The 24,886-nt window shown below is 69.2% G+C and carries 19 protein-coding genes; 11 read left to right on the top strand and 8 right to left on the bottom strand.

The features are described from left to right. Positions 1-31 precede the first annotated feature (31 nt). Positions 32-970, bottom strand: a complete 939-nt coding sequence (locus DFP74_RS03075) for an NADP-dependent oxidoreductase (protein WP_121180300.1) — start codon at positions 968-970, stop codon at positions 32-34. 110 nt (positions 971-1,080) lie between these two features. Between DFP74_RS03075 and DFP74_RS03070 the strand changes: the two genes are divergently transcribed. After that, positions 1,081-1,599 (top strand): MarR family winged helix-turn-helix transcriptional regulator, encoded by a 519-nt coding sequence (locus tag DFP74_RS03070; RefSeq protein WP_121180299.1) that lies wholly within the window; start codon positions 1,081-1,083, stop codon positions 1,597-1,599. Between the two features lie 650 nt (positions 1,600-2,249). After that, positions 2,250-2,510: an SMI1/KNR4 family protein gene (locus tag DFP74_RS35100; protein WP_370013479.1), complete on the top strand. Its 261-nt coding sequence runs from the start codon at positions 2,250-2,252 to the stop codon at positions 2,508-2,510. A gap of 126 nt (positions 2,511-2,636) precedes the next feature. Here the strand turns inward: DFP74_RS35100 and DFP74_RS03060 are convergent, their stop codons facing one another. Genes DFP74_RS03060 through DFP74_RS03050 form a run of 3 tightly spaced genes read right to left on the bottom strand, consistent with a single transcriptional unit; the run spans position 2,637 to position 6,860 of the window. Beyond that, complete coding sequence (locus DFP74_RS03060) at positions 2,637-3,812, bottom strand: glycoside hydrolase family 1 protein (RefSeq protein WP_121180298.1); 1,176 nt, start codon at positions 3,810-3,812, stop codon at positions 2,637-2,639. 16 nt (positions 3,813-3,828) lie between these two features. After that, positions 3,829-6,075: a glycoside hydrolase family 3 C-terminal domain-containing protein gene (locus tag DFP74_RS03055; RefSeq protein WP_121180297.1), complete on the bottom strand. Its 2,247-nt coding sequence runs from the start codon at positions 6,073-6,075 to the stop codon at positions 3,829-3,831. After that, positions 6,072-6,860: a TetR/AcrR family transcriptional regulator gene (locus tag DFP74_RS03050; protein WP_233570783.1), complete on the bottom strand. Its 789-nt coding sequence runs from the start codon at positions 6,858-6,860 to the stop codon at positions 6,072-6,074. The genes DFP74_RS03055 and DFP74_RS03050 overlap by 4 nt, the downstream gene beginning before the upstream one ends. Before the next feature lie 244 nt (positions 6,861-7,104). Between DFP74_RS03050 and DFP74_RS03045 the strand changes: the two genes are divergently transcribed. The 5 genes from DFP74_RS03045 to DFP74_RS03025 are packed head-to-tail and all read left to right on the top strand — an operon-like array spanning position 7,105 to position 13,855. Then, the gene (locus DFP74_RS03045; protein WP_121180295.1) at positions 7,105-8,631 is read left to right on the top strand and encodes an ABC transporter substrate-binding protein; all 1,527 of its coding nucleotides are present in this window, start codon (positions 7,105-7,107) and stop codon (positions 8,629-8,631) included. Between the two features lie 5 nt (positions 8,632-8,636). Then, positions 8,637-9,578, top strand: a complete 942-nt coding sequence (locus DFP74_RS03040) for an ABC transporter permease (RefSeq protein ID WP_121180294.1) — start codon at positions 8,637-8,639, stop codon at positions 9,576-9,578. Beyond that, positions 9,575-11,392 (top strand): dipeptide/oligopeptide/nickel ABC transporter permease/ATP-binding protein, encoded by a 1,818-nt coding sequence (locus tag DFP74_RS03035; RefSeq protein ID WP_233570782.1) that lies wholly within the window; start codon positions 9,575-9,577, stop codon positions 11,390-11,392. The genes DFP74_RS03040 and DFP74_RS03035 overlap by 4 nt, the downstream gene beginning before the upstream one ends. Further along, the gene (locus tag DFP74_RS03030; protein WP_305037050.1) at positions 11,389-12,297 is read left to right on the top strand and encodes an ABC transporter ATP-binding protein; all 909 of its coding nucleotides are present in this window, start codon (positions 11,389-11,391) and stop codon (positions 12,295-12,297) included. Before DFP74_RS03035 ends, DFP74_RS03030 begins: the two co-directional genes overlap by 4 nt. Beyond that, complete coding sequence (locus DFP74_RS03025; protein ID WP_121180293.1) at positions 12,281-13,855, top strand: family 20 glycosylhydrolase; 1,575 nt, start codon at positions 12,281-12,283, stop codon at positions 13,853-13,855. Before DFP74_RS03030 ends, DFP74_RS03025 begins: the two co-directional genes overlap by 17 nt. A 372-nt stretch (positions 13,856-14,227) precedes the next feature. Here DFP74_RS03025 and DFP74_RS03020 read toward each other — a convergent pair whose 3' ends face one another. Beyond that, positions 14,228-14,632 carry a nuclear transport factor 2 family protein gene (locus DFP74_RS03020; protein ID WP_199725464.1) on the bottom strand — a complete coding sequence of 135 codons (405 nt, stop codon included), beginning with the start codon at positions 14,630-14,632 and terminating at the stop codon, positions 14,228-14,230. Between the two features lie 86 nt (positions 14,633-14,718). Here DFP74_RS03020 and DFP74_RS03015 point away from each other — a divergent pair, with 86 nt between their 5' ends. Then, complete coding sequence (locus DFP74_RS03015) at positions 14,719-15,492, top strand: helix-turn-helix transcriptional regulator (protein ID WP_121180291.1); 774 nt, start codon at positions 14,719-14,721, stop codon at positions 15,490-15,492. A gap of 468 nt (positions 15,493-15,960) precedes the next feature. Here DFP74_RS03015 and DFP74_RS03010 read toward each other — a convergent pair whose 3' ends face one another. Together DFP74_RS03010 and DFP74_RS03005 are read right to left on the bottom strand one after the other, a co-directional pair. Further along, the gene (locus DFP74_RS03010; RefSeq protein ID WP_233570781.1) at positions 15,961-16,782 is read right to left on the bottom strand and encodes a metal-dependent hydrolase; all 822 of its coding nucleotides are present in this window, start codon (positions 16,780-16,782) and stop codon (positions 15,961-15,963) included. Beyond that, on the bottom strand, positions 16,716-17,417 hold the full coding sequence (locus tag DFP74_RS03005) for a GNAT family N-acetyltransferase (RefSeq protein ID WP_233570780.1): 702 nt from the start codon (positions 17,415-17,417) through the stop codon (positions 16,716-16,718). The genes DFP74_RS03010 and DFP74_RS03005 overlap by 67 nt, the downstream gene beginning before the upstream one ends. Before the next feature lie 59 nt (positions 17,418-17,476). On the opposite strand from DFP74_RS03005, the gene DFP74_RS03000 reads away from it, so the two are divergent. Further along, on the top strand, positions 17,477-18,571 hold the full coding sequence (locus DFP74_RS03000) for an IS630 family transposase (protein WP_121180290.1): 1,095 nt from the start codon (positions 17,477-17,479) through the stop codon (positions 18,569-18,571). Here the strand turns inward: DFP74_RS03000 and DFP74_RS02995 are convergent. Then, positions 18,568-18,978, bottom strand: a complete 411-nt coding sequence (locus tag DFP74_RS02995; RefSeq protein WP_121180289.1) for a hypothetical protein — start codon at positions 18,976-18,978, stop codon at positions 18,568-18,570. The genes DFP74_RS03000 and DFP74_RS02995 overlap by 4 nt on opposite strands. Positions 18,979-19,258: 280 nt before the next feature. On the opposite strand from DFP74_RS02995, the gene DFP74_RS02990 reads away from it, so the two are divergent. Next, positions 19,259-20,746, top strand: coding sequence for a site-specific integrase (locus tag DFP74_RS02990; protein ID WP_121180288.1), 1,488 nt, complete (start codon positions 19,259-19,261; stop codon positions 20,744-20,746). 513 nt (positions 20,747-21,259) lie between these two features. Next, on the top strand, positions 21,260-24,736 hold the full coding sequence (locus tag DFP74_RS02985) for a LamG-like jellyroll fold domain-containing protein (RefSeq protein ID WP_121180287.1): 3,477 nt from the start codon (positions 21,260-21,262) through the stop codon (positions 24,734-24,736). Positions 24,737-24,886: the final 150 nt, after the last annotated feature.

The raw sequence follows: 24,886 nt of genomic DNA, 5'->3' as shown, positions 1-24,886 counted from the left end.
CCTTCACACACCGGGGGTGAAGGCGTGGTCGTCAGACGGTGGGCGGGACGGCCACGACCTTGCCGTGGATCCTTCCCGCATCGGCCTGCTGGTGGACCTCGGGCAGCTCGCTCAGCGGCACCCGCCGGGCGATCTCGACGTGGAGGTCGCCGCTGTCGACGAGAGTGACGAGGCCGGAGAGCGCGTCCGCGTCGGAGCGCACGAAGACCGTGGCCGCGCGCACGTCTCGCTCCTCGTCGCCGGGCGTCGTCACCATCGGTGTCGTGGAGACGACCACGCCGCCGTCGCGCACTCGGGCGACCAAGGCGGTGAACCCGTCCGTAGTGATCGGGGCCAGGTTGAGCAGCACGTCCACGGGCTCGGTGACCGCGTCGAGCACGGAGGTGGCCGTGTGGTCGATGATCTCGTCCGCACCGGCCGACTTGACGGTCTCGCCGCTGCGCGGGCTCGCCGTGGCGATGACGTACGCCCCCGCGCGCTTGGCCAGCTGCACGGCGTACCCGCCCACGGGGCCGCCGGCGCCGTTGACCAGCACGCGCTGGCCGGCCGTGAGCCCGCCCGCTTCGAAGAGCGCCTGTGAGGCGGTGAGCCCGACCGACGGCAGTCCGGCGGCGTCCGCCAGGGGGATACGCGTGGGCGCCTTGACCAGTACCTCGGCCGGGGCGACGACGTACTGCGCGGCCGAGCCGTCGGCGTCCATGGGGATGAGCCCGATGACGTCCTGGCCCAGGGTGAGGGCCTCCACCCCGTCGCCGAGTGCGTCGATCGTGCCGGAGACGTCGTAGCCCGGGACGTGCGGCAGCGTGACCGGGATCGGCAGGAAGCCGCCGCGGATGCCGCCGTCGGCCGGGTTGTACGCCGACCCGGCGACCCGGATGCGCACCTCGCCCGGGCCGGGGACCGGCTGGTCGATGTCCTCGTAGCGCAGAACCTCGGGGCCGCCCGTTTCGTGGAACCGTACTGCCTTCATGATGTCTCCCTCGGCAATGTGCTTCGAAGTCGAAGCAACTGGGATCACCGTAGCAGTGCTTCGAATTAGAAGCAAGTGCTTCGAAACAGAAGCACTGGTAGGGTCGGCCCATGACCTCTCCGCCGCCTCTGGACGCCACGCAGCTGGGCGCGTACTTCGCCCTCATCGAGGCGAGCAGCCTGCTCAAGCACGCCGTCGAGCAGCAGTTGCGGGACGCCGGGGATCTCAGCTACGTGCAGTTCCAACTCCTGGCCACCCTCGGCGACTCGCCGACGGGCAGCCGGCGGATGACCGATCTGGCCGACGGCGTCGTCTACAGCCGCAGCGGACTGACCTACCAGGCGCAAACGCTGGAGAAGCGGGGCCTGGTGACCCGGTCGCCGTCACCCGACGACGAGCGCAGCATCACCGTCACCATCACCGACGAGGGACGCGCCGTGCTCGCGAGGGTCTTCCCCGGTCACGTCGCTGTCCTGGACGACTTGCTGTTCGCCCCGCTGTCCCGCTCCGACATCGAGACACTCGCCGACATCCTCACCCGCGCCCGGGACCACATGCGTCAGACGCCGCCGCGGTCGGCCGGACCACGGCGGCGCAGGAAGACGGCCGGAACCGACCCGGCTCCGTAGACCCGCGTCCGAAGCCTCGCCGGCACACGCGCGGTCGTCAGGGTGCGGCACGGCGCGCGGACCATCCACCGCTTGGGCGATCACGTGCCCACGCCGCTGCTGACCCAGGGGCTGTGAGCAGGGCCCGGTGACAGCGGACCGGATACTCGGTCTGAGCCGCACCACCACCTGCCGGCTCCTGCGCACGGGAACCTTCCCGGTTCCTGCTCCGCGGGTGGGCCGGTCCTGGACGGACCTCACCGCGGGAGTTTCGGCCCACCTCGGCCCACCTCGGCCTGCCGGTGTCTTCCACCGAGTGTGGGTGCTCCCGGACGCGGCCAAGGCAGCGGCCGAGGCCACCGCTGCGTTGCCACGAGGCGCGGCGGCTCCTGCGGGGGCGGCTGGTGTGGATCCGGTGCGGTAGCCGGTTCAGGGGAGCACACCAGGCCCCCCACAGGGCCGCCGACCTCAGGCGAAGAGACGCGTTCACCCGTCCTGGTCTGGGGGTCTCCTCATGTCCGGGTCCCCAGGAGCAGGGGTGGGGTCTCTACAAGCCGGACCTCTGGTACGACACTTGCCTCCACAGGGGATATATCCCTTGTGGAGGGAGAGTTTCGATTTGCTCTGCCGGGGGCCTACGTAAATGCCATGAGAATTTACGGAGGTGAGCAATTCCTGTTCCTGGATCTGTTGGCTGTCGTCTCACACGGGGAGCGGAGGAGGACCTGATTACCATAAACCAGTCGTCATTTATTCCCGAAGGTTTTCTGGCAGTGGCTCCTGTGGGAACAGGAGACTGGTGGGGTTTTCCCGTGCGTGAAGGAGTGTGTACGGACACCATGGTCTTTCTCGACCATGGGGACGGGATGACCGAGGAACTCGGGCTGGACTTCCTCGAATTTCTCGTTCGTGAGGGGCTTCGTGCATCGTGACATGGGCGGGTGGGGCAGGAGCCCAATGGAGTTCGGCCCGATGTCACCCGCGAACACCAGGAGGGGCCACGCACGGGGTGGCCCCTCCTGGTGTTCGGCCCGTGCCGGTTCGGGACCGTCCGGGACTCAGCTCGGCAGCTCGCCCCTGCGGGCGAGCTCCCCGTACCAGCGGCCGCTCGGTTTCACGGTGCGCCCGAAGGTCTCCCGGTCCACCTCGACCAGCCCGAACGTGGGCGCCCAGCTACCCCACTCGTAGTTGTCCAGCAGCGACCAGTGCAGGTAGCCGCGCACGTCCACGCCGTCGGCCATCGCCCGGCCCAGCCCGGCCAGGGCACCGGTGGTGTACTCGATCCGCTCCTCGTCGGAGGACGTGGCGATACCGTTCTCCGTCACGATGACGGGGACCCCGCCGGTGCGTTCGGCGGTGTGCCGGACGGCCCCTTCGAGGGCCTGCGGGTAGAACTCCCAGCCGGTGATGGTGCGGCGGGTGCCCGGTTCCGGCTCCCTCGGCCCCTCCGGTCCGATCACAACCCGGGTGTAGGCCTGCACCCCCACGAAGTCGTCGTCCTTCGCGGCGTCCAAGAACTGGTCCTCGCGTGTGTGCGCCCACTCCGCGGCGAGGGCGTCGGCGCCGTCCACCGCCTGGAAGTTCTGGTTGGCGACGGTCCACCCGGTGGCCGCCCCCGACAGGTCGGACAGTTCCTCACTGGCGGCGTGGTGCGCGGCGACCAGCGCCTCGGCGGTCTCCTGGTCCGGCGGCGGCATCGCCCCGGCCACGGCCTCCCTGCGCTCACCCTGACGGAACATGCCGGCCATCATCGCGAGCATGTTCGGCTCGTTGACGGTGCACATCCACGGCACGCCGTCCAGGATCGCCTTGGCCTGGTGCACGTACCGGCGGAACAGGCCGACGCCGTCCGGGCCGGTCCAACCGCCCGCCGCACGGAACCAGGCGGGCGAGGTGAAGTGGTGCAGGGTCACCACGGGGGTGAGCCCGCGTTCCAGGCACCCCTCGACGATCCGCCGGTAGTGGGCCAGCCCGGCCAGGGAGAAGCGCCCCGGTTCGGGTTCGATCCGGGCCCACTCGATCCCGAACCGGTAGCTGTTCAGCCCCAGGTCCCGGACGATGTCCAGGTCCTCGCGCCACCGGTGGTAGCTGTCGCAGGCGTCGCCGCTGCGCTCGGGCAGGATCGACCCCTCGGCGTTCTCCAGTGCCCAGATGTCGCTGTTGGTGTTGTTGCCCTCGACCTGGTGCCCGGCGGTGGCCGCGCCCCAGAGGAACCCTTCGGGAAGGTTCGTCATCGTGTCGGTCCCCTCCTCAACCGGTGATCTCGCCGCGTTCGACGGCCGCCCGGCGTTTGGCCTCCACGTCGTCCACGAGGAGGTCGAGCATTTCCTCGGTGACCCCGAGGCCGAAGGTCCGCAGTGTGATCAGCGGCAGGGAGTCCGCCATGCGGAGCAGTTCCTCCGGCACGTCCGTGAGCCCGGGGAACGAGGTGATCAGCTCCCGCATCACCGGTCCGCCCACGTGGTGGGTGCGCCACTCGCTCACCGTGCAGTGCTTGGTCAGCTTCCGTACGTACCGGTCGCCCTCGGTGGTGATCTCGCCGGTGAGCCGGATGTCCCGGGAGGAGGCGCCGACGGAGACGGTGTAGGAGCCCGCAGCCAGGGACCAGCGCTGGTCCCTGGGGTCCCAGACGGACAGGTCGCGTCCGGTGAGCGGGAGTTCGACCCGGGTGCTCCCGCCCGGCTCCAGCGCCGCCTTCGCGAACCCGCGCAGTTCGCGCCGGGGCCGCGTCGGGTGGTCCTGCCCGATGCCGGTGTAGAGCTGGGCCACCTCGCTTCCCGCGCGGTCGCCGGTGTTGGTGACGGTGAACGACACCGTCCACGCGTTCTCCCCGTTCGGGGCCACCTCCAGCTCCGAGTACGCGAAGCTCGTGTAGGTGAGCCCGAACCCGAAGGGGTAGGCGACCGGTACGCCCAGGGTGTCGAAGTGGCGGTAGCCGACGAACACGCCTTCGCCGTGGCGGACTTCGCCGTGCTCGCCGGGGAAGTTCAGGTACGTGGCGTGGTCGCTCAGCCGCACCGGGATCGTCTCGGTGAGGCGCCCGGAGGGGGCGGCGGCCCCGGTCAGGACGTCCACGGTGGCGGCCCCGCCGGCCTGGCCGAGCAGCCAGCCCTCCAGGACGGCGTCGGCCCGGTCCTGCCACTCGGCCACCGAGACGACACCGCCGTTGGACAGTACGACCACGACCCGCTCGCTGACCTCGCGCACCCTGGCGAGCAGTTCGAGCTGGGGTGCGGGCAGGTCGAGTGTGGTCCGGTCGTAGCCCTCGGACTCGGCGGACTCGGGCAGCCCCAGGAACAGCACGGTGGTGTCCGCTTCTCGGGCGGCTTCGACGGCCTCCTCGGCCAACCCGGGGTCCTCGGTCCCGTCCAGGGTGAACCCGGAGGCGAACCGCACACCCGCCAGGGCGCCCTCGGAGAGTGCCGCCTCGAAGGAGTCCAGGGCGCTGTGCACCCGGGTCGGCACCACGCGGGAGGAACCGCCGCCCTGGTAGCGGGGGGTGCGGGCGAACTCGCCGACCACGGCCACGGACCGGTCCGTGGCCAGCGGCAGCACACCACCGTCGTTCTTCAGCAGCACCAGTGCCTCACGGGCGGCCTCGCGGGCCAGGGCGTCGTGCGCCTCGTGCTCCGGGGAACGGGTGGTGTCGGTCCACACCCGCTCCTGGAGCCGTTTCAACCGCTCCACCACCGTGTCCAGCACGGACTCGTCCAGGTCGCCGCGGTGCACGGCGTCCGCGACGAGCTGGTCGGTGCCGCTGGGCGGCATCTCCAGGTCGAGTCCGGCGCGCACCGCGGCGACCCGGTCGACGACGGCGCCCCAGTCGGAGACCACCACGCCCTCGAACCCCCACTCGCCGCGCAGCAGGTCGGTCAGCAGCCACGGGTCCTGGCTGGTGTACACCCCGTTGAGCCGGTTGTAGGAGCTCATCACCATGGCGGGTTCGGTGGTGCGGATGACCTCCTCGAAGGCGGGGAGGTAGATCTCGCGCAGGGTGCGCTCGTCCACCTCGGCGCTGACTCGGTGCCGGTCGGTCTCCTGGTTGTTGGCGGCGAAGTGCTTGACGCAGGCGCCGACGCCCTGGGACTGGATGCCCTCCACCAGTGCGGCGGCGATCCGCGCGGTGACGTGGGGGTCCTCGGAGACGTACTCGAAGTTACGGCCGCACAGGGGCGAACGCTTGATGTTCATGCCGGGGCCGAGGACGACGTCCACCCCCAGCGAGCTCGCCTCACCGCCCAGGGCCTCGCCGACCCTGCGCACCAGGGCCGGGTTCCAGGTGGAGCCGAGCCCGACGGCGGGAGGGAAACAGGTGGCGGGGACACTGCCGCCGATGCCGAGGTGGTCGCCATCCTCGGGTTGCTGCCGCAGGCCGTGCGGGCCGTCGGCCAGGTGGAGGGGGCGCAGTTCGCCCTCCACCCCGGTGCTGTGCCAGGTGTCGGAGCCGGAGGTGACCGAGGCCTTCACGGCAGGGCCGAGCCGGGGGTGGGTACTCATCTGGGCCTTTCCTGGGTGGGGTCGGTGGTGTTCGTGGGGTTGTTTGGGCCGTTGCTGCCGTTGCTGCCGTTGCTGCCGTTGCTGCCGTTGTTGCCGGTGCTGCTCGTGGGGTCGGCGGCGTCGGTGGTGTCGGCCGCGATCCGGTCCCCGAGTCCGTCGTCCGGGGCGGGGATCCCGAGGCTGCGCAGGAAGGCGAGAACGGAGGCCCGCATGTCGACGGCGCCCGGCTCCAGGAGCCACTGGACCTGGAGTCCGTCCAGGATGGCGAGGAACTGCTGTGCGGCCGTCTCGGGGGAGGGCGCGGGGGTGGCTTCGGTCCGATCGTCGAGCAGGGCGGCGAACGCGGGTACGAGCAGGCCGCGCAGGATCTGGTAGCGGCCGAAGAAGTATGCGTGCGCGGGGTGGGCGGGGTCGGTGGCCTCGGCCGACAGGTTGACGTAGAGCGAGACCAGGCCCGGGGTGCCCGTGTTGCGTTCGACGATTTTCACGATGTTGCCGACGAGCTCCCGGGGGGTGAGGCCCTCGTCGAGGATAAGAGGGGCATCGACCGCGTCGCGCCTGCTCAGCACGTGTATGAGAGTCGCCTCCTTGTTGGGGAAGTGGTGGAGCACCCCGGCGTGGGTGAGCCCGGCGTGCGCGGCGATGTCGCGCAGGGACACCGCTCGGTAGCCGGACCTTGAGAACAGCTCCGTGGCGGAGTCGATGATGCGCTGCCGGGTGCGTTCCCCCTTGCTCATACGAGGGCCCTGGTTCAGGCGCTGCCGGGCGCGCTCTCTGTCCGTCACGGGACGGTCTCCTAGCGGGTTGTCGCGTGTTCGTGCCACGAGTGTCTGGGTCTCTCGGCGGCCGTGCAGACCGTGGTGGCTCCGAGATTACGGTTTCGGCCGCCTGTTCCCTCCGCTCTTCCTGGATCGGTTCCGGTGTTGTACGGTGACCGACACGAAACCTACCACGTGGTTAATTTGTGGTGCCAGACACATCAATCGATCCCCCGGAGCTTCCTCCGGGCCGTGCTCACCGGAGTGGGACATGCAGACGAAAACCCGCATCAACACAGGTGTGGCCGCCGCAGGGGCGCTCGTGCTCATGCTGACCGGCTGTGCCGGTTCCAGCGCTGACACGGACGCCTCATCCCTGACGATCGGGACCATGACCGTCCCGCAGAGCCTGGACCCGGCCGAGGCGATGGGCAGCGCGATGCCCTACTTCCAGGCGGTCTACGACACGCTCGTCAAACGGGAGCCCGACGGCGGCTACACGCCCATGCTGGCCACGGAGTGGACCTACGACGAGTCCCTCACCGAACTCACACTCACCCTGCGCGAGGACGTCACCTTCGACGACGGAACCCCGTTCGACGCCGAGGCGGTCAGGGCCAACCTGGAGCGCTTCCGCGACGGTGGCGGCGGCCAGGCCCAGACCATGGCCCTCCTGGAGGAGGTCGAGGTCGTCGACGACACCACCGTCGTCCTGCACCTGGAACAGCCCAACCCGGCGATGGTCTTCTACCTCAGCGACGCCGCGGGCCTCATGGCCAACCCGGCCGCCTTCGACGGCGACTCCCTCACCACCGACCCGGACGGCACCGGACCCTACGAACTGGACCAGGACCGCACCGCAGTCGGCACCACCTGGGTGTACACCCGCGCCGACGGCTACTGGGGCGAGGACCTGCCCTACGACGAGGTCTCCATCAACCTCTTCGACAACGAGAACGCGATCGTCAACGGCGTCCGCACCGGGCAGATCAACGCCGCCCTGCTCCAGGACGTCGACCAGCAGGCGGTCGCGGAAAGCGACGAGAAGGTGGAGACCCAACCCCAGGACATCGACTACCAGGGCATCATCCTGTTCGACCGGGACGGGCACATCGCCCCCGAACTCGCCGAACCCGAGGTCCGCCAAGCCATCAACCACGCCGTGGACCGCGAGACCATGCTCGAACAGCTCCGCGACGGCCAGGGCGAGACCACCAGCCAGATCTTCGGCCCCCAGACCGACGCCTACGACCCCGAACTGGACACCTACTACGACCACGACCCCGAACGCGCCCGCGAACTCCTCGCCGACGCCGGGTACCCCGACGGCTTCGCGCTCACCCTGCCACGGATGAGCGAGATCGTCTCCGACCCGTTGGCCACCAGCCTCCAGAGCGACCTTGCCGACGTCGGTATCGACCTGACCTGGGACAACCTCGACTCGGGCAGTGCCCTGAACAGCATCTTCACCGAGCAGGCCTACCCGGGCATGGTCATGAACAACGCCCAGCCCGCCGAGGACTGGGTGACCACGGTCGAACTGGTCCTGCCCGGCACCTTCAACTTCTTCGGCACCACCGACGAAACCGTCCAGGACCTCACCCACACCATCCAGACCTCCCCCGACGGCGAGGCCGCCGACCAGGCGCGCGAGCTCAACCGGCACCTGGTCGAACAGGGCTGGTTCGTACCCTTCTACCGGATGACGTTCCTGCACGTCAGCGACGGCACCGTCGATGTCGAACCCCAGTCCGGCATGGCCGTCCCCGCCCTGTACAACTACGCTCCCGCCGAGTAGGGGCCATGCTCTCGTTCATCCTGCGGAGGCTGGGGTCGGGGCTGCTGCTCCTGGTCGTCATCTCCGCCCTCGCCTACCTCCTGCTGTCCCTGCCCGGCACCGACGTGGGCCGCCACGTTCTGGGCCCGGCCGTCCCGCAGCAGGCCGTCGACGCGCACAACGCGGCACTCGGGCTCGACCGGCCGGTCGCCGTGCGCTACCTCGACTGGCTCACCTCCGCCCTCCAGGGCGACCTGGGCCGGTCCTGGTACACCAGCGAGGACGTCTCCCGTGCCCTGGCCAACCGGCTCCCGGTCACCGTCAGCCTGATGGTCGGGGTCACCCTCGTCACCGCGGTGGTCTCCTTCGTCCTCGGCGTGTGGGCGGGGGTGCGCCGGGGCGCCGTGGACCGGGCCGTGCAGACGGTCAGCGTGCTCGGCTACGCCCTGCCCGGCTTCCTGGTCACCCTGGTCCTCGTGCTGGTGTTCGCCGTCCGGCTCGGGTGGTTCCCCGCCGTCGGCTACACGCCCCTGAGCCAGTCCCCGAGCGGCTGGCTCGCCACCGTCACCCTGCCGATCCTGTCGCTGTCCGTCGCCGGGATCGCCGGCGTCTCCCAACAGGTGCGCAGCTCCGTCATCGAGGTGATGGGCCGCGACTACGTGCGCACCCTGCGTTCCCGGGGACTGCCCGCCTCCCGGGTGGTCTTCCGCCATGTACTGCGCAGCGCGGCCACACCGGGCCTGACCGTGCTCGGCATGCAGTTCGTCGGCCTGCTCGGCGGCGCGGTGATCGTGGAGCAGATCTTCGGCCTCCCCGGTATCGGCGCGATGACCGTCCAGTACACGACCAGGGGGGACATCCCCGTGATCATGGGCGTGGTCATGGTGACCGTCATCGGGGTCATCCTCACCAACCTGCTCGTGGACGTCCTCGTCGGCTGGCTCAACCCGAAAGCGAGGGTCTCGTGAGCTCCCCCGTCACACCAGGCGCGCCAGAGAAGGCCGCCACGGAACCGGAGCACCGGCCGGCGGCCGTTCGGCCACCGGGGCCGGGACGCCGGTCGGCAACGGCCCGACGCTTCCTCGTTAGCCCCCAGGCACTGGGCTCGTCCCTGGTTCTGGCCGCCATCGTCGTCCTGGTCGTGTTCGCCCCGCTGTTCACAACGCACGCTCCGACCACAGCCGACCTCGAGGACGCCTTCGGGCCGTCCGGCGGCGGCCACCTGCTCGGCTTCGACTCCTCCGGGCGCGACGTGTGGTCCAGGCTGCTGTACGGCGGCCGCAACACCCTGGGCGGCGCCCTCCTCGCGGTGGCCGTGGCCCTGGCCCTCGGCGTACCGAGCGGACTGGCAGCCGGGTACTACGGCGGCTGGTTCGACTCCCTGTCCAACTGGTGGGTCAACCTGGTCATGGCGCTGCCCGCCATGGTCGTCCTGCTGGCCACCCGCGCAGTCCTGGGCACCAACGTGTGGGTGCTCATGGTCGTGCTCGGCGTCCTGGTCGCCCCCGCCTTCTACCGGCTGGTGCGCGGCGCCGTCGCCGCGATACGCGGCGAACTGTACGTGGACGCGGCGCGGGTGTTCGGCCTGCGCGACTCGCGGATCATCGCCCGCCACGTCCTCGTCGTCGTGCGCGCCCCCATCATCATCCAGGGCGCCCTGGTCGCCGGGATGGCCATCGGCCTCCAGGCCGGGCTGGAGTTCCTCGGCATCGGCAGCGGTGACCTGCCCACCTGGGGCGCCATGCTCAACGAGGCCTTCACCAACATCCAGCGCGCACCTTTGTTCATGCTGTGGCCCGGGCTCGCACTGGGCCTGACCAGCGCCGCCCTGGTCCTGCTCGCCGCCTCTCTGCGCGACGTCCTGGAGGACCAGGGCACCGCACCCGCCACCGGGCGCAGGGCCCGAAGGGGCGGCGCCGGCGCCCCCACCACCCTGGACAGTGCGGGAGAACGCGCCGACCTGCTGTCCGTCCGCGACCTCGCGGTCACCTACACCCTCGCCGACGGCAGCTCCCGGGAGGTCGTCCACGGCGTCGACCTGGACGTGCGCCGGGGCGAGGTCCTGGGCCTGGTGGGGGAGTCCGGTTCGGGCAAGACACAGACCGCCTTCGCCGTGCTCGGCCTCCTGCCCGAGGGCGGCCGCGTGTCCAGGGGCAGCGTCCTGCTCGACGGCACCGAGGTGGTGGGTTCGGCGGACAAGGCCCTGCGGAACCTGCGCGGGGACACCGTCGCCTACGTCCCCCAGGAACCCATGAGCAACCTGGACCCCGCCTTCACCATCGGTGACCACCTCACCGAACCGCTGCGGGTCAAGCTCGGGCTCTCCCGCGCCCAGGCCCGCGAACGCGCCCTGGACCTGCTCCGCCAGGTGGAGATTCCCGACCCCGAACGCACCTTCCGCAGCCACCCGCACCACATCTCCGGCGGCATGGCGCAGCGGGTGCTCATCGCCGGGGCGGTCTCCTGCGACCCCGACCTGCTCGTCGCCGACGAACCCACCACCGCCCTGGACGTCACCGTGCAGGCCGAGGTGCTGGCCCTGCTTCGGCGCCTCCAGGCCGAACGCGACATGGGCGTGCTGCTGGTGACGCACAACCTCGGGGTGGTCGCCGACCTGTGCGACCGGGTCGCGGTGATGCACGACGGTCTGATCGTGGAGACCGGTACCACCGAACAGATCCTCCGCGACCCCCGGGAGGACTACACCCGGGGCCTGCTCGACGCGGTACTCGACGACACCCCGGCCCGAGCGCCATGGCAGCCCAGGGAGGCGGCCCAGTGACCGACCCGTACAGCCCGCGCGACCCGAACCCCGACCACGGCCACGACCCGGACACCGTGGCCGGGACCGGACCGAAACCGCTCCTGGACGTGCGCGACCTGCGGGTCTCCTTCCCCGGCAAGGGATGGCGCGCGCCCCGCATCGAGGTACTCAGGGGCGTGTCCCTGGACATCCGCCCCGGCGAGACCCTCGGCCTGGTGGGGGAGTCCGGTTCGGGCAAGTCCACCATCGGCCGCGCCGTCCTCGGCCTGGTGCCCGCCTCCGGCGGCCGCATCAGCTTCGACGGCGAACGCGTCGACGGGGCCTCCCGGCGCAGGCGGCGCGAGCTCAGCCGACACATCCAGGTGGTCTTCCAGGATCCCTACACCTCCCTCAACCCGTCCCTGCTCGTCGGCGACACCCTCGCCGAACCCCTCCTCGCCCACGGGGTGGGCGCCGCCGAGGCCCGCACCCGGGTGGCCGGCCTGCTCGACCAGGTGGCCCTGCCACGGGACGCCGTGCACCGGCTGCCCCGCGAGTTCTCCGGCGGCCAGCGCCAGCGGGTGGCCATCGCCCGGGCCCTGGCGATCTCGCCCCGGCTGATCGTGTGCGACGAACCCGTCTCCGCCCTGGACCTGACCACGCAGCGCACTGTCATGGACCTGCTGCTGGAGATCCAGGAGCGGACCGGGACGGCCTACCTGTTCGTCTCGCACGACCTGTCGGTGGTGCGGGCGCTCAGCCACCGGGTCGCGGTCATCCACCGGGGGGAGATCGTTGAGTACGGCGGCGCCGATCAGGTCACCACGGACCCCGAACACCCCTATACCCAGCGGCTGCTGCTGTCGGCCCCGGTCGCCGACCCGGGTCGTCAGCGCGAGCGCCGCACCGAGTACGAGAGGCGTTTCCATGCCCGAGCACAATGAACGGGGCCTGGTGCCTGCAGCGGCCCTGGCCGAGATCGGTGCGGCGGTCCGGATCGGTACGGGCGGGCGGCTGACCCTGTCCGGCGCCGCCCCCGACACCGTGGACTGGCTCGCCTGGGCGGCCGGGCGCCTGTACGGCCTGCGGGTGGAACCCGTCCGCGGCGAGGCGGACGTGGCGGTCTCCACCGGGGCCGATGCGGCGGATCTCGCCTCTGTGGCACCGGCCACGGGGGTCGACCCCCGCCCCGAACCGGGGGCTGACGAACGGTATCGCCTGGAGGTCGCCCAGGGGCGGGTGCTGGTCTCCTCGACCAGCGTCGAGGGCGCCTTCCGCGGGCTGACCAGCCTGGTCCAGTCGGTCTCCGTGGACGCCGACGGTGACGTGTGGGCCCCCGAGGGGGTGGTCGTGGACGGTCCCCGGCACGCCTGGCGGAGCCTGTCCCTGGACGTGGTCCGCCACTACTTCACCCCGGACGAGGTACGCCGGGTCATCGACCTGATGGCGCTGTACAAGTTCAACGTCCTGCACCTGCACCTGACCGACAGCGAGGGCTGGCGGCTGGAGTCACGGGCCTGGCCGGAACTGACCCGGCCCGGCCCGGACGGCACCCGCGAGTACTACACCCGGGAGGAGTTCGCCGGTCTCGTCGCCCACGCCGCGTGCTGCCACATCACCGTGATCCCGGAGGTGGACCTGCCGGGGCACATACGGTGGGCCTTCGACGCCTACCCCGAGCTGGCCGACGGTACCGAGTACCCGCATCCCCGGCTGCGCTACCTGCACCCGGACTCCGAGGCCGCCCGCCGGTTCGCCCGGGACGTCATCGCCGAGTTCGCCGAGGCCGCGCCGGGGCCGTTCCTGCACCTGGGCGGCGACGAACCGTTCGGGATGGGCCACGAGGACTACGTGGAGTTCGTCCGCCTTGCCCACCAGTGGGTTCGTGAACAGGGCAAACGCGTGGTGGGCTGGCAGGAGACGGCCCGCGCCGGCGCCCTGGATTCGGACGACGTCCTCCAGTTCTGGATCGGCGCCCCCGACGAGTTCGACCCCGAGGCGATCAAGCAGACGGTCCCCGAGGAGTTCCACTCGCTGGTGGACCAGGCGGCCGAGACCTTCCAGATCTCACCTGGCGACGTTCCGGCCGCCACCGAGGCGGGTGTCCCGGTGCTGTTGTCGCCCAACTCCCGCCTCTACCTGGACCGGCCCTACGCCGACGGGTGCGCCGACCCCGCCCAGGAGGGTGACCGGGACCGGTTGGGCCTGCCCGCCTACCCGCCGATCACCGTCGAGAACAGCTTCGACTGGGACCCGGCGGAGACCGCGCGGGAGGCGGCCCCCGGCACGGTGATCGCCGGTGTGGGGGCCGCGGTCTGGGGTGAGACCCTCACCGGTTTCGGTGACCTGGCGTTCCTACTGCTGCCGCGGTTGCCCGGGGTGGCGGAGAAGGCCTGGACCCAGTACCGGACCGGGTGGTCAGACCATCGGGGGCGGTTGACCGGACACGAGCCGCTGTGGGAGGCACTCGGCTTCGACAACCACTTCCGCCCCGGCACCTGAACCAGAGTTGTCCACAGAGTTGTCCACAGGTGTCCCGTGCGGGTTCCGTGGCCATGGCGGTGCGTGCCGGAATCGCCTCCCGTCACGTATTACGGAACGTTCGGGTGAGGGTTTGGATGCATGTCGGCCCCCGGAAGGTGTTCCGGGGGCCGGTCGGCATTGTGCGACTGAAGGCGGCTATACGCACCGCATGGCTGGTGCGGCGCAACTCCAGGAGGACCCGTCGGTATTGACCGCGCGCCGAACACCTCGGCCGTACGCCCGGACACGCGGGAAGGTGCCAGCCGGAGCGGGAGGGGGCTTGGACATTGCCGAGCTCATCCCACTCCACCCTCGTGTGGAGCCCCGGTCTGTCCCGGGGCGGGCGCCTGGTCAGCGCTCAGCGGGCTCCCACCACACCAGATTGGCGGCTGTCTGCGCCGTCGGCTCGATGATCTCCCACGCTTCGGCGATCAGGCCCTTTTCGAGTCGCCAGATGTCGACGACCGTGATCTCCGGTCCGCCCTCGGGAAGCCGTCGCCGCGAGTGCATCACGACGTGGTCACCCTCGGCCAGCACGTGCCGGACCTCGACGTGCATGCCGGCCAGCGGCGCCAGCGCCGTACGTACGGCAGCGAGCCATTCCGCCTTCGTTGAGACGGTCGCATCAGGCCGGTGGTGGATGAAGGCATCGCTCAGGAACGGCGCGAGCGCGTCGACGTCGCCTGTCCCCAGCAGCTCAGCCAGGGCGCGTTCGACGATGCTCTTGTTGTCTGTGCTCTTGTTGTCCGTGGTCATGGACGCAGTGTTCCGGCAGCCGTGGCAGTTGTCGATGAACTCCGATTTCATGGCGTTCGGCTCCGCGGCGAGTAGCCTCGACGACTGTGGACACAACAGTCGGGGAGCTGCTGCGGCAATGGCGGCACAGGCGGCGGCTCAGCCAGCTCGATCTCGCGATCGCCGCCGACGTTTCAGCCCGCCACGTCAGCCTGGTCGAGACCGGAAAATCCAACCCGAGCGCCGACATGGTCCTCCGGTTGGCGGTGCAGCTCGATGTGCCGCTGCGCGATCGCAACCGGCTGCTGCTCGCCGCCGGTTTCGCGCCCAGATATGCCGAGCGTCCGCTCAGCGACGACGCGTTGTCGGCCGCCCGGAAGGCAGTCGAAAGGGTGCTCCGAGCACACGAGCCGTACCCGGCGCTGGCCTTCGACCGCCGCTGGAACATCCTGATGACCAATCGCGCCCTTGATCCGTTCCTCGCTGAGGTGGCTCCCGACCTGCTGCGGCCCCCGGTCAATCTGGTCCGGCTGGGCCTGCACCCTCGCGGCCTCGCCCCTTTGGTGGTCAATCTGGCCGACGTGCGCGCGGCGTTCCGCTCCCGGATCACACGTCAGCTGGCCGTCGCCCCCGACCCCGAGCTCGCCGCGCTCTACGAGAAACTGCTGGCCCCCGACTCCGGAGGCGCGCCGCGCCGACCGGGCGCGGCCGATGTCGTGATCCCTATGATCATCCGCTTCGATGGGCGGGAACTGCGCCTTTTCTCGACAATCACCACGTTCGGTACGCCGATGGACATCACCCTCGACGAAGTCGCGATCGAGTCGTATTACCCGGAGAACGCGCAGACCGCCGCCTACTTCACGAAGTCCGACGACTGAGGCGGGATAGCGGGCCTCTCGGCGAACCTGTTTCCCGCGGTCCGGTTTTCGTGGCCGTCCGCTCGCGGTCGTCTTGTGTGTTTCGTGCCGGGTGTTGAGCGGACATGGTGTGTGCCGGGATCGTCCTCCCGTCACTCGTCAGCGTTGCGCTCAGCCAATGACTGGGCGGGGGCCGGCATGGCGGGGCCTCTCCGGTGAGGGCCTCGATCCGCCCGACCGGCTGAGCCTGCAGCGGCCACGTGCCCTTCTGTCAGTCGGCGAGCATCGCCAGCAGGAGCACGCCGCAGAAGATGAAGAACGCTGTTGAGGGCCAGGAGGAGAACTGCCCTTTGAAGTTGCGCGCGGTCACGTCGCCTCCGAGCTCTGAGGGGGTGGGGAAGGAACGTCAACTGAGTACCACCGGCCGATGACATTCCGCAGCCGTTGGCCACAACAGGCCGCCACAAGAGCGGGACTGGCAGTGTTCCCTCATGCCACCGTCGGTGGAGGCGAGCTCAGGACCAGCATCAACGGCAGGCCCGCCAGCGACGCCCACCGGATTCCGTCCTCGACCCAGCTCTTGCCCGTGTGGAAGGCCACCGGCGACCTGAACATCCACCACCGCTTGCCGCGCACCACGAACGGCCAGGCCAACGGAACCCCCGAGCGGGTCAGCCAGTCTCCCAGAACATGGGTCAGCGCGCCGATGGCGATCGTCACCCCGATCAACCACGGCGCAGGACCGCCGCCCTCGGCGAACATCGAGCCGGCCGCGATGACGACCGCTGCCACCGATGCCGCGATTCTTCGCTTTCTCAGGGGCCCCCACTTCTTCAAGGACCGGGCTACCGTCCCCAACCCCAGCGCGGCCATCGCGAACACCACCAGCCCGGTGCCCAGCGGCGCGATCGCCGCCATCAACGCCACCAGGCCGAAGGCCGCACACGCGGGGATCGTGTGTGTCAGGTACCGATGGGCACCGTCCTTGTCCTCAGCCAGCTCCACTTCCGTAGCCGTGCGCAGGTACACGCTCCGCGAGGCATCCCGCAACCTCTCTGACATCTTCTCCGTCACCAGCCCCAGCGACCGGCCCACGGTGCTGCCCGGCTCGTCCAGATCGGGAAGCAGCGCGGCCCCCGCCCCGACCGCGGCGCACAACAGCACGTCCGCGGGATCGGAACCGCACAGCACACCGGTGGCCGCGCCTGCGAGCACACCGGTCGCGGCATGCGATGAACCCATCATCAGTACCTCCGGGCGGTAAAGGGGGGAGGGCGTCCTGACGGTCTCTCGGACAGAGGTGTCCTGCACGGGTGGTGATGGAGGCTCTGGTAGCCGCCAGGGTTCAATTGGGCCGCCCTACGGGTGACTCGGACTCCTGGATGGAACCTATGGCTTGTGTACCGGTGAGTCCGGCACCCACTCGTCGTCCAGGACCGAGTGCACGATGGAGTCGCGCCAGGCGTTGCGAGTCCACAGGTGACGGCGGATCCGTCCTTCCTCCACCATCCCGGCCCTGAGCATGACGCGCTCGGATGCCAGGTTCTGCGGGGAGCGGGCACCCCATATCCGCTTGAGTCCCAGATCTTGAAACCGAACCGGAGAAGGAGTCCGACGAGCTCGCCGCCCAACCCCTGCCCCCACAGATCGGGCCGAAGTGCGAACCCGATCTGTGCGCTGTGGGGCCACTCGTCCACGGCCAGGCGCGCGGCACCGACGAGGCGATCCTCTCTTGCGACACCGAGCATGTAGACGCCCCTGTTCTCGCGCTGGGCGTCGGCGACCGCAGCGTCGATGATGGAGACGCACTGCTCCTTCGTGCGCGGTGTGAAGGACAGGTGCCGGACGGCCTCCGCATCGCCGTAGACCTGGACCAGGCCGTCGACGTCGTTGAGCCTCAGCTCCCGGAGGGTGAGCCTGGAACTGGAGAGTTCGACTGGGTACATGTCCGGCAGGCTAGTGTTCTGAGTCGTTAATTCGATGAATAATTGGTTACGATGGTCTCATGGCGCAACGCGGCAGGAAGAAAAGGCCCCTGGTAGTCAGTGACGAGGACCGGCGCACGCTGGAACAGATCGCACGGCGGCCCACGTCAGCGCAGGTCATGGCGCAGCGCGCACGGATCATCCTGCGCTGCGCCGAGGGCGGCACCGATGCCGAGGTCGCCCGGGTGCTGGGGGTCTGGCCGCAGACGGTGGGCAAGTGGCGCAACCGCTATATCGACGGCGGGCTGGAGGCGCTCTCCGACAAGGACCGCCCCGGCCAGCCCCGCAAGATCACCGACGCCCACGTCGAGGAGGTCATCCGCCAGACCCTGGAACAGCCCTCGCCCGATGGCGGTACACACTGGTCGACCCGGTCGATGGCCGAGCGGACCGGGCTGAACCAGACCGCCGTCTCGCGGATCTGGCGAGCGTTCGGGCTCAAACCCCACCTGGTCGACGAGTGGAAGCTGTCCGACGACCCGTTCTTCATCGAGAAGGTCCGCGACGTCACCGGCCTCTACCTCAACCCGCCGGACGCGGCACTGGTGCTGTGCGTGGACGAGAAGTCCCAGATCCAAGCGCTCAACCGGTCGGCCCCGGTGCTGCCGATGATGCCCGCCGTGCCCGAGCGCCGGACCCACGACTACATCCGGCACGGTACGACCACCCTGTTCGCGGCCCTGGACGCGGCCTCGGGCAAGGTGATCTCGGCTCACCACCGCAGGCACCGCTCCGTCGAGTTCCGCAAGTTCCTCAACCAGATCGACCGCGAAACGCCCCCTGGGCTGGATGTCCACCTCATCGTGGACAACTACGGCACGCACAAGGCGCCGATCGTCAAGGACTGGCTGCTGGCCCATCCCCGCTTCCACCTGCACTTCATCCCGACCTACTCCAGTTGGCTGAACCTGGTGGAGCGGTTCTTCGCCGAGATCACCCGCAGGATGATCCGGCGGGGGTCCTGCACCTCGGTCAGCGATCTGGAGCACGCACTCCAGGGGTGGATCGATACCTGGAACGAGAACCCCCGGCCGTTCGTGTGGACCAAGACGGCCGAGGAGATCTTCGAAACCATCGCCGCGTATCTTCATCGAATTAACGACTCAGAACACTAGCGGCCCGTTGTCAGCGCTGAGGCGGGGGTCTGGCTGTAGGACTCGATCTCCTGACGGAGCCGGGCGACGGTCTTGCTTCCGGTGTAGTCCGGGCCGCGCAGGGCGCCGTGTACGCGCATGACGCTGTTCACCACTCCGGCCACCCGCTTGGTGGCGGGCAGATCCAGCACCGGTCCGAGGGCTTGCGTGGCACCTTCGATCTCTCCCAGTGACACTCGGGAGTAACTGAGGTCGGCGCGGGCTCCGGCCTCGTCCTGGTAGGCCCAGTCGTCAGATCCCTCAGAGGCCGCGGCTTCGTAGAGGTTCACAGCCTCCTGGGCGACCTGCTGGGCCTGTTCCTCACGCCCGGGGATCCAGATCTGCGTTTCGGCTCCGTAGTAGAGCTGGCGGCAGTGCGCGAAGCGCATCAGACCACCGAGGCCGTCCAGGGGTCGTCCGGGCTCAGGTTCTCACGCAGGGCCGTAGCTTCCTGGAGGTCGTCCAGCGCGCTCTCTCCGTTGCCCAGGGACGCGGACCATCACCTACCAACTCCTCCGCCAAGGGGCCTTCCCCGTTCCCGCCCGTCGGGTCGGAAGGACGTGGGTGGTCCCGACCGCCGGGGTGCTCGCCTACCTCGGGCTGCCGGTGGGCGGCTGTTGTACCGGATGCGGGGCGCGTGAGAACACCGAGACGAAGGTGAGGTCATAGATGGCATCACGTGAGGGGTCCACGTTCAAACGGTGCGGGTGCCGCGACGAGGCAACAGGCAGGGCCCTCGGGGCAAAGTGTTCCCAGCTCAAGCGCAAGGGCGGGGGCTGGAATCCGGCTCATGGGGCGTGGGCGTTCCAGTACGAGCTCCCTCCGACTGCGGAGGGTGGGCGCCGTCAGGCCCGGCGGGTCGGGCTCGCCTCCCACGACCAGGCCCGTGAAGGGTTGGAGCATGTCAAGGCGCTGATCGGCCTGGCGGAGAAGGACCCGGTGGTCGAGGTCCAGATCGCGGACCTGGTGCAGAAGGCGTTGAAGCAGCGCCGTCCGCTCCCGGAGGTGGAGGAGGTGCGCAAGAAGGTCGCGATGTCGGTGGACGTGCGCACCGAACCACCCACCGTCGCCGTATGGCTGGCCGAGTGGTTGGAGGGCAAGCCCGATCTCGCGGAGGGGACCCGGGCCTCCTACGCCGGGCACATCCGCAAGTACCTCGTGCCGCACCTGGGCCGGCTGCGTGTGGACAAGCTCCAGGCCCGCCACGCCGAGGCGATGTTCGCCCAGATTGAGGAGGCCAACGTCCACATCCTGGAGTGCCGCGAGTCCGACGACGCCAGGGTGAAGGCGTCGGTGCGCGGCCAGCGGGTGATCTCGCTGTCCACCAAGCACCGGATCCGCGCCACGCTGCGCAGCGCCTTGTCGGATGCGGTGCGCCGCCCGGATCTACCCGTGTCGGTGAACATCGCCTCGCACGCACGGCTTCCGTCGTGTCCGAGGAAACGGCCCCTGGTGTGGACACCGGACCGGGTTCGCCAGTGGAAGGCGGACGGGGTGGTGCCGGGGGAGGTGATGGTGTGGACCCCCGAGCAGACCCGCGCTTTCTTGTCGCACGCCCGCAAGTACCGGCGGCTGTATGCGATGTTCCACCTCATCGCTGCCAAAGGGCTCCGACGCGGTGAAGCGGTCGGGCTACCGTGGTCCAACACCCGCCTGACGGACGGGCAGGTCGATATCCGGGTCCAGATGGTCCAGTTGGCGTGGGAGACGGTGACGTCGACGCCGAAGAGCGCGGCGGGCCAGCGCACCATCACCCTGGACACCGACACGATCAAGGTCTTGCGGGCTTGGAAGCGGTTCCAAAACGAGGCCCGACTCCAAGCAGGGAAGGACTGGCAGGACACGGGGTTGGCGTTCACCCGCCAGGACGGCACGGGGTGGCATCCAGCCCAGGTCAGTGACTGGTTCCTGCGCATCTCCCGGGCGGCGGGGTTGCCGCCGATCACGCTGCACGGGCTGCGCCACGGGGCCGCCTCGCTCGCGCTCGCCGCGGGAACGGACGTGAAGGTGGTCTCCAACGAGCTGGGTCACGCGACTACCCACTTCACCCAGGACACTTACCAGTCGGTGTTCCCGGACGTGGCCAAGGCGGCGGCCGAGGCCACCGCGTCACTGCTGCGGGGCGGGCCGGTTCCGGTGAAGGCGCCGGTGCCGTAGCCGGACCGGCGAGCACACCAGGAGCCATACGGGCCCACCGACCCCAGGCCAGCACACGGGTTCACCCCACTTGGCCTGGGGTTCCCTCACGCCCGGGGGTGGTCCACCATCGGATCAAAGGTCCGATTGCCTCAGCGAGAGGTCTTGCCGCTTCGCGCCGGGATTCAACCCCGCTGTGCGCGAGACGAGAGGTGTGCACGGTAGACGCCAGTGCGCGCGTACTCGCAAGTCTTGGGCCTACAAGGCCCGAGTCCGTACCCGTTGAAGTTCGGATGAAACGCGAAGCCCATGAGGGGTCGCATGATCGTAACCGTGCTTGAAAGTGGCTGGATGCGGCCATGGTGGTTTAGAGCCTGTTCACGCGGCTGGTTTACAGGACTCACATCACAATCTAAACAAGACATATCGCCCAAAAGTCGCATTTCCGCCTGGTTCTGAGTACCATCCCGTGTTGTTCGCACACCGTGCGGCCGAATCTCCGGATTCGTCATCCCACGAGGACTGGCATCCCCCATGCGTCGCGCCCTGACCCGAGCGACGGCGGTCTCGACCGCCATGGCTCTGGCCCTGTCACTACTGACCGCTCCCTCCGCTCTGGCGGATGAGGACGACTCGACCGGCACCGACCCGAGCTCTTCCGAAGAGGAACGGGACGCTCTCGCTCTGGCCGAGGAGACGGGTGAGCGGGTGGAGATCGCTGGGCTGACGGACGAGAAGACCCAGCACTTCGCCAACCCCGACGGCACCCTGACCATGGAGACCCACGCGGTCCCGGTCCGTGTTCGCTCGAACGGGGGGTGGGTGGACGCCGACCCCAGTCTCGTCGCCACCGAGGATGGACTGGTGCGCCCGCGGGCGGCGGGTATGGACATCGCGTTCTCAGGCGGCGGTGATGCCCCGATGGCGGAGATCGGTATCGGTTCCAACAGTGTCGAACTCGGTTGGACCGGCGATCTGCCTGAGCCGGTGTTGGACGGGGCCCAGGCCACCTACGCCGACGTGTTGCCGGATGTGGATCTGGTGCTGACCGCAGGGGTGGAGGGTTTCACCCAGGTTCTGGTCGTACACACTCCAGAGGCAGCCGAAGCGCCCGAGCTGGCCGAGCTTCAGCTCGCGCTGGGCACCGAAGGCGTCACTGTTACCGAGGACGAGCACGGCAACCTCGAAGCGGTTGGCGACCAGGGCGGTCAAGGCGTGTTCGCGGTCCAGGCGCCGGCGATGTGGGATTCGGCCGGAGCCGAAGAAGCCGTGGAGAGCGAGGACCCCACAGTCGCACCGCTGTCCGGTTCACGGGTGGAACAGGTGGAGACCACGGTCGGAGTGGACTCGATTCGCCTGGTGCCCGACCAGGCGATGCTGGCGGACGAGGCCACCGAGTACCCGGTCTACATCGACCCCTCGGTCAGTGCGAACCGACCCAACTGGGGCTACGTCGACAAGGCCTATCCGAACCAGGAGTACTTCAACCCCACGGTCGACTCGGTCGGCGTGGGGCGGATCGAATGGGACCGCGTCTACACCCGCCGGGCGTTCTTCCAGTTCACGACGATGGGCCGCACCGAGCACTCCAACACCATCATCCACTCGGCGACGCTGCGCACCGAAGTGGACTGGGCCTATGACTGCAACAGCGACTCCCACATCCAGCTGCACCGCGTGGACCGGTTCAACTCCAACACCACCTGGAACAACCAGCCCACCACCCGCACAAAGCAGGACGAGAAGAACGTCACAGGCGGGTGGGCGACCTGCCCCTCTTCTAGCGGTGTGGAGTTCGATGCCACCAACGCCTACCAGTGGGGGCTCGACAACGACGAGGCCTACATCTACCTGCGGCTGAAGGAGCAGGACGAGTCGGGCACGACCGCCTGGCGCCGGTTCGACACCAAGAACAAGCCGCCGGTGCTGGTGGTGGACTACAACCACCCTCCGGAGAAGCCCACGACCTCCACCATCTCGGATTCCCTGGGCGGGGTGTGCCAGACCGACCGCGAAGACCCGCGACTGATCAACGACACCTCCATCACGTTGCGCGCCCAGATCCGCGACCGTGACTCCTACTGGGTGGGACAGCAGGTCAAGGCCCAGTTCGAATGGAAGCTCACCGGGGTCACCGAACGCCTGGGTACCGCGGACTCGGCCTATGTCACCGTGGCCAAGTGGTCCGGTGGCAGCTACCGGTCGACCACCGCCTCCGATCTGCCCGAACAGCAACTCATTGCCTACCGGGCCCGAGGACACGACAAGACCAACTGGGGGCCGTGGTCTTCCTGGTGCTTCATCGAGATCGACACCAGCAAACCCGACAGCGGACCCGAGGTCACCTCCACCGACTACCCCGCAGGGGACGAGGCGCACGGTTCGGTCGGTCGTACTGGCGACTTCACGTTCACCAACGACGGCGTCGAGGACGCGAGCGCCTACCACTACAGCGTCAATGACGCTTCCTGTTCCACCACCATCGACCTGGACTCCCCAGGCGCCGAGGCGACGGTGCCGATCACCCCGCATCGGGACGGTCCGAACCTGATTCACGCCCGGATCAGCGACGCCTACGGCAACTCCTCCGAGTGCGGTCTGGTGTACACCTTCACGGTCGCCCCGCCCACGGACCCGGCCTCCTATTTTCCTCTGGATGAGGGCCAGGGCACCACCGCCGCGGACATGTCCGCACCCGACCGCACGGCCGACACCACTGGGACGGTCGACTGGACGCGGGGCCGAGTCGGGGAGCGGACCGGTTCGTCCTACCGGTTGGAGGGCACGGCAGTCCAACCCGTTGACGGCGGACACTTGCGCACCGAAGGGCCGGTGATCGACACCAGCGGTGCCTTCACCGTCTCGGCCTGGGTGCGGTTGGACGAAGCGACGGGCAATCACACGGCCGTATCGCAGGACGGTGACCGGCACAGCGGCTTCTACCTGGGCTACAACAACACCTCCGCCGGCAACTGGGTGTTCAAGCAGGCCCCGTTCGACGGCGACGAGACCAACATCGCCCGACGCGTGTACTCGACCGAACCCGCCGAGCTGGGGGTGTGGACCCACCTGATGGGCACACACGACCCCGAGACTGGTGAACTCGTCCTGTACGTCGACGGTGTCCGCCAGGGCGAGATCGTCCAGGAGTCGCCCTGGAACGCCGAAGGCCCACTGGTCATCGGCGGCGCCAAGTACAAGGGGCAGTTCTACGACGCATGGCCCGGCGCGATCGACGACGTACGAGTATTGGACCGCGTCCTGACCGACCAGTCCCTGAACGGCGACGAGGACACGCCCTCGGAGGCCTGGACGCTGGCCAACCGGCCCACTGCTCTGGAGGGCCGCTGGCAGATGGACGAGACCGAGGGCACCGCGGTCGCCGACTCCTCCGACCACGGCCTGGACGGCACCCTGCACGGTGACCCGATGACGGCCTGGAACCAGGCCCTCAACGACGTGACCTTCGCCCCCGGCGTCAGCCTCAACGCCGAACACCAGGAGCACATCACCACCGACGCTCCGGCGGTGCGTACCGACCGCAGCTACAGCGTCGCCGCTTGGGTCCGCTTGGACGAGGTCGGCCACAACGCCACCGCGGTCTCCCAGGACGGCAACGACCACAGCGCCTTCTACCTCAGCTACCAGTCGACCTATGAGTGGAACAACTGGGTGATGAAACTGCCGCCCTCGGATGAGACCGGCGCCACCGGCTGGCACCGGGCATTGTCGGACCACGAACCGGAATTCGGTCGGTGGACACACCTGGCCGCGACCTACGACCACACCGCGCGGGAGGCGACGCTCTACATCGACGGTGTCGCCCAGGGCACAGCCGAGGTTCCGGCCGCCTGGCACGCAGGCGGCTCCACGGTCATCGGCGGCGCTCGGTTCGAAGGCGCTTTCGAGGGTGAGTGGGAGGGCGACATCAGCGACGTCCACCTCTACCAAGGCGTACTCGACGAAGCCGACATCGCCCGTGTCTATGAGGGCTTCCTACCGCTCAACTGACCCCGGCATCTGACTTGTACTGCTCGACCAGCGATCTGCCCAGCGGACACCGTTCCGCTGGGCGGGAGGTTCCCCCTCGTGTCCGACATCCCCCAGACTCCCCTTACCGAGGACAGGCCGGTCTCTCGCTCCGCGATTTCCCGGCGTAGC

The sequence above is a fragment of the Nocardiopsis sp. Huas11 genome (assembly GCF_003634495.1).
In the GTDB taxonomy this organism is placed as follows: Bacteria; Actinomycetota; Actinomycetes; order Streptosporangiales; family Streptosporangiaceae; genus Nocardiopsis.
Note: the sequence above shows the minus strand (reverse complement) of the source record. Positions and strands in the feature narration are given on the sequence as shown.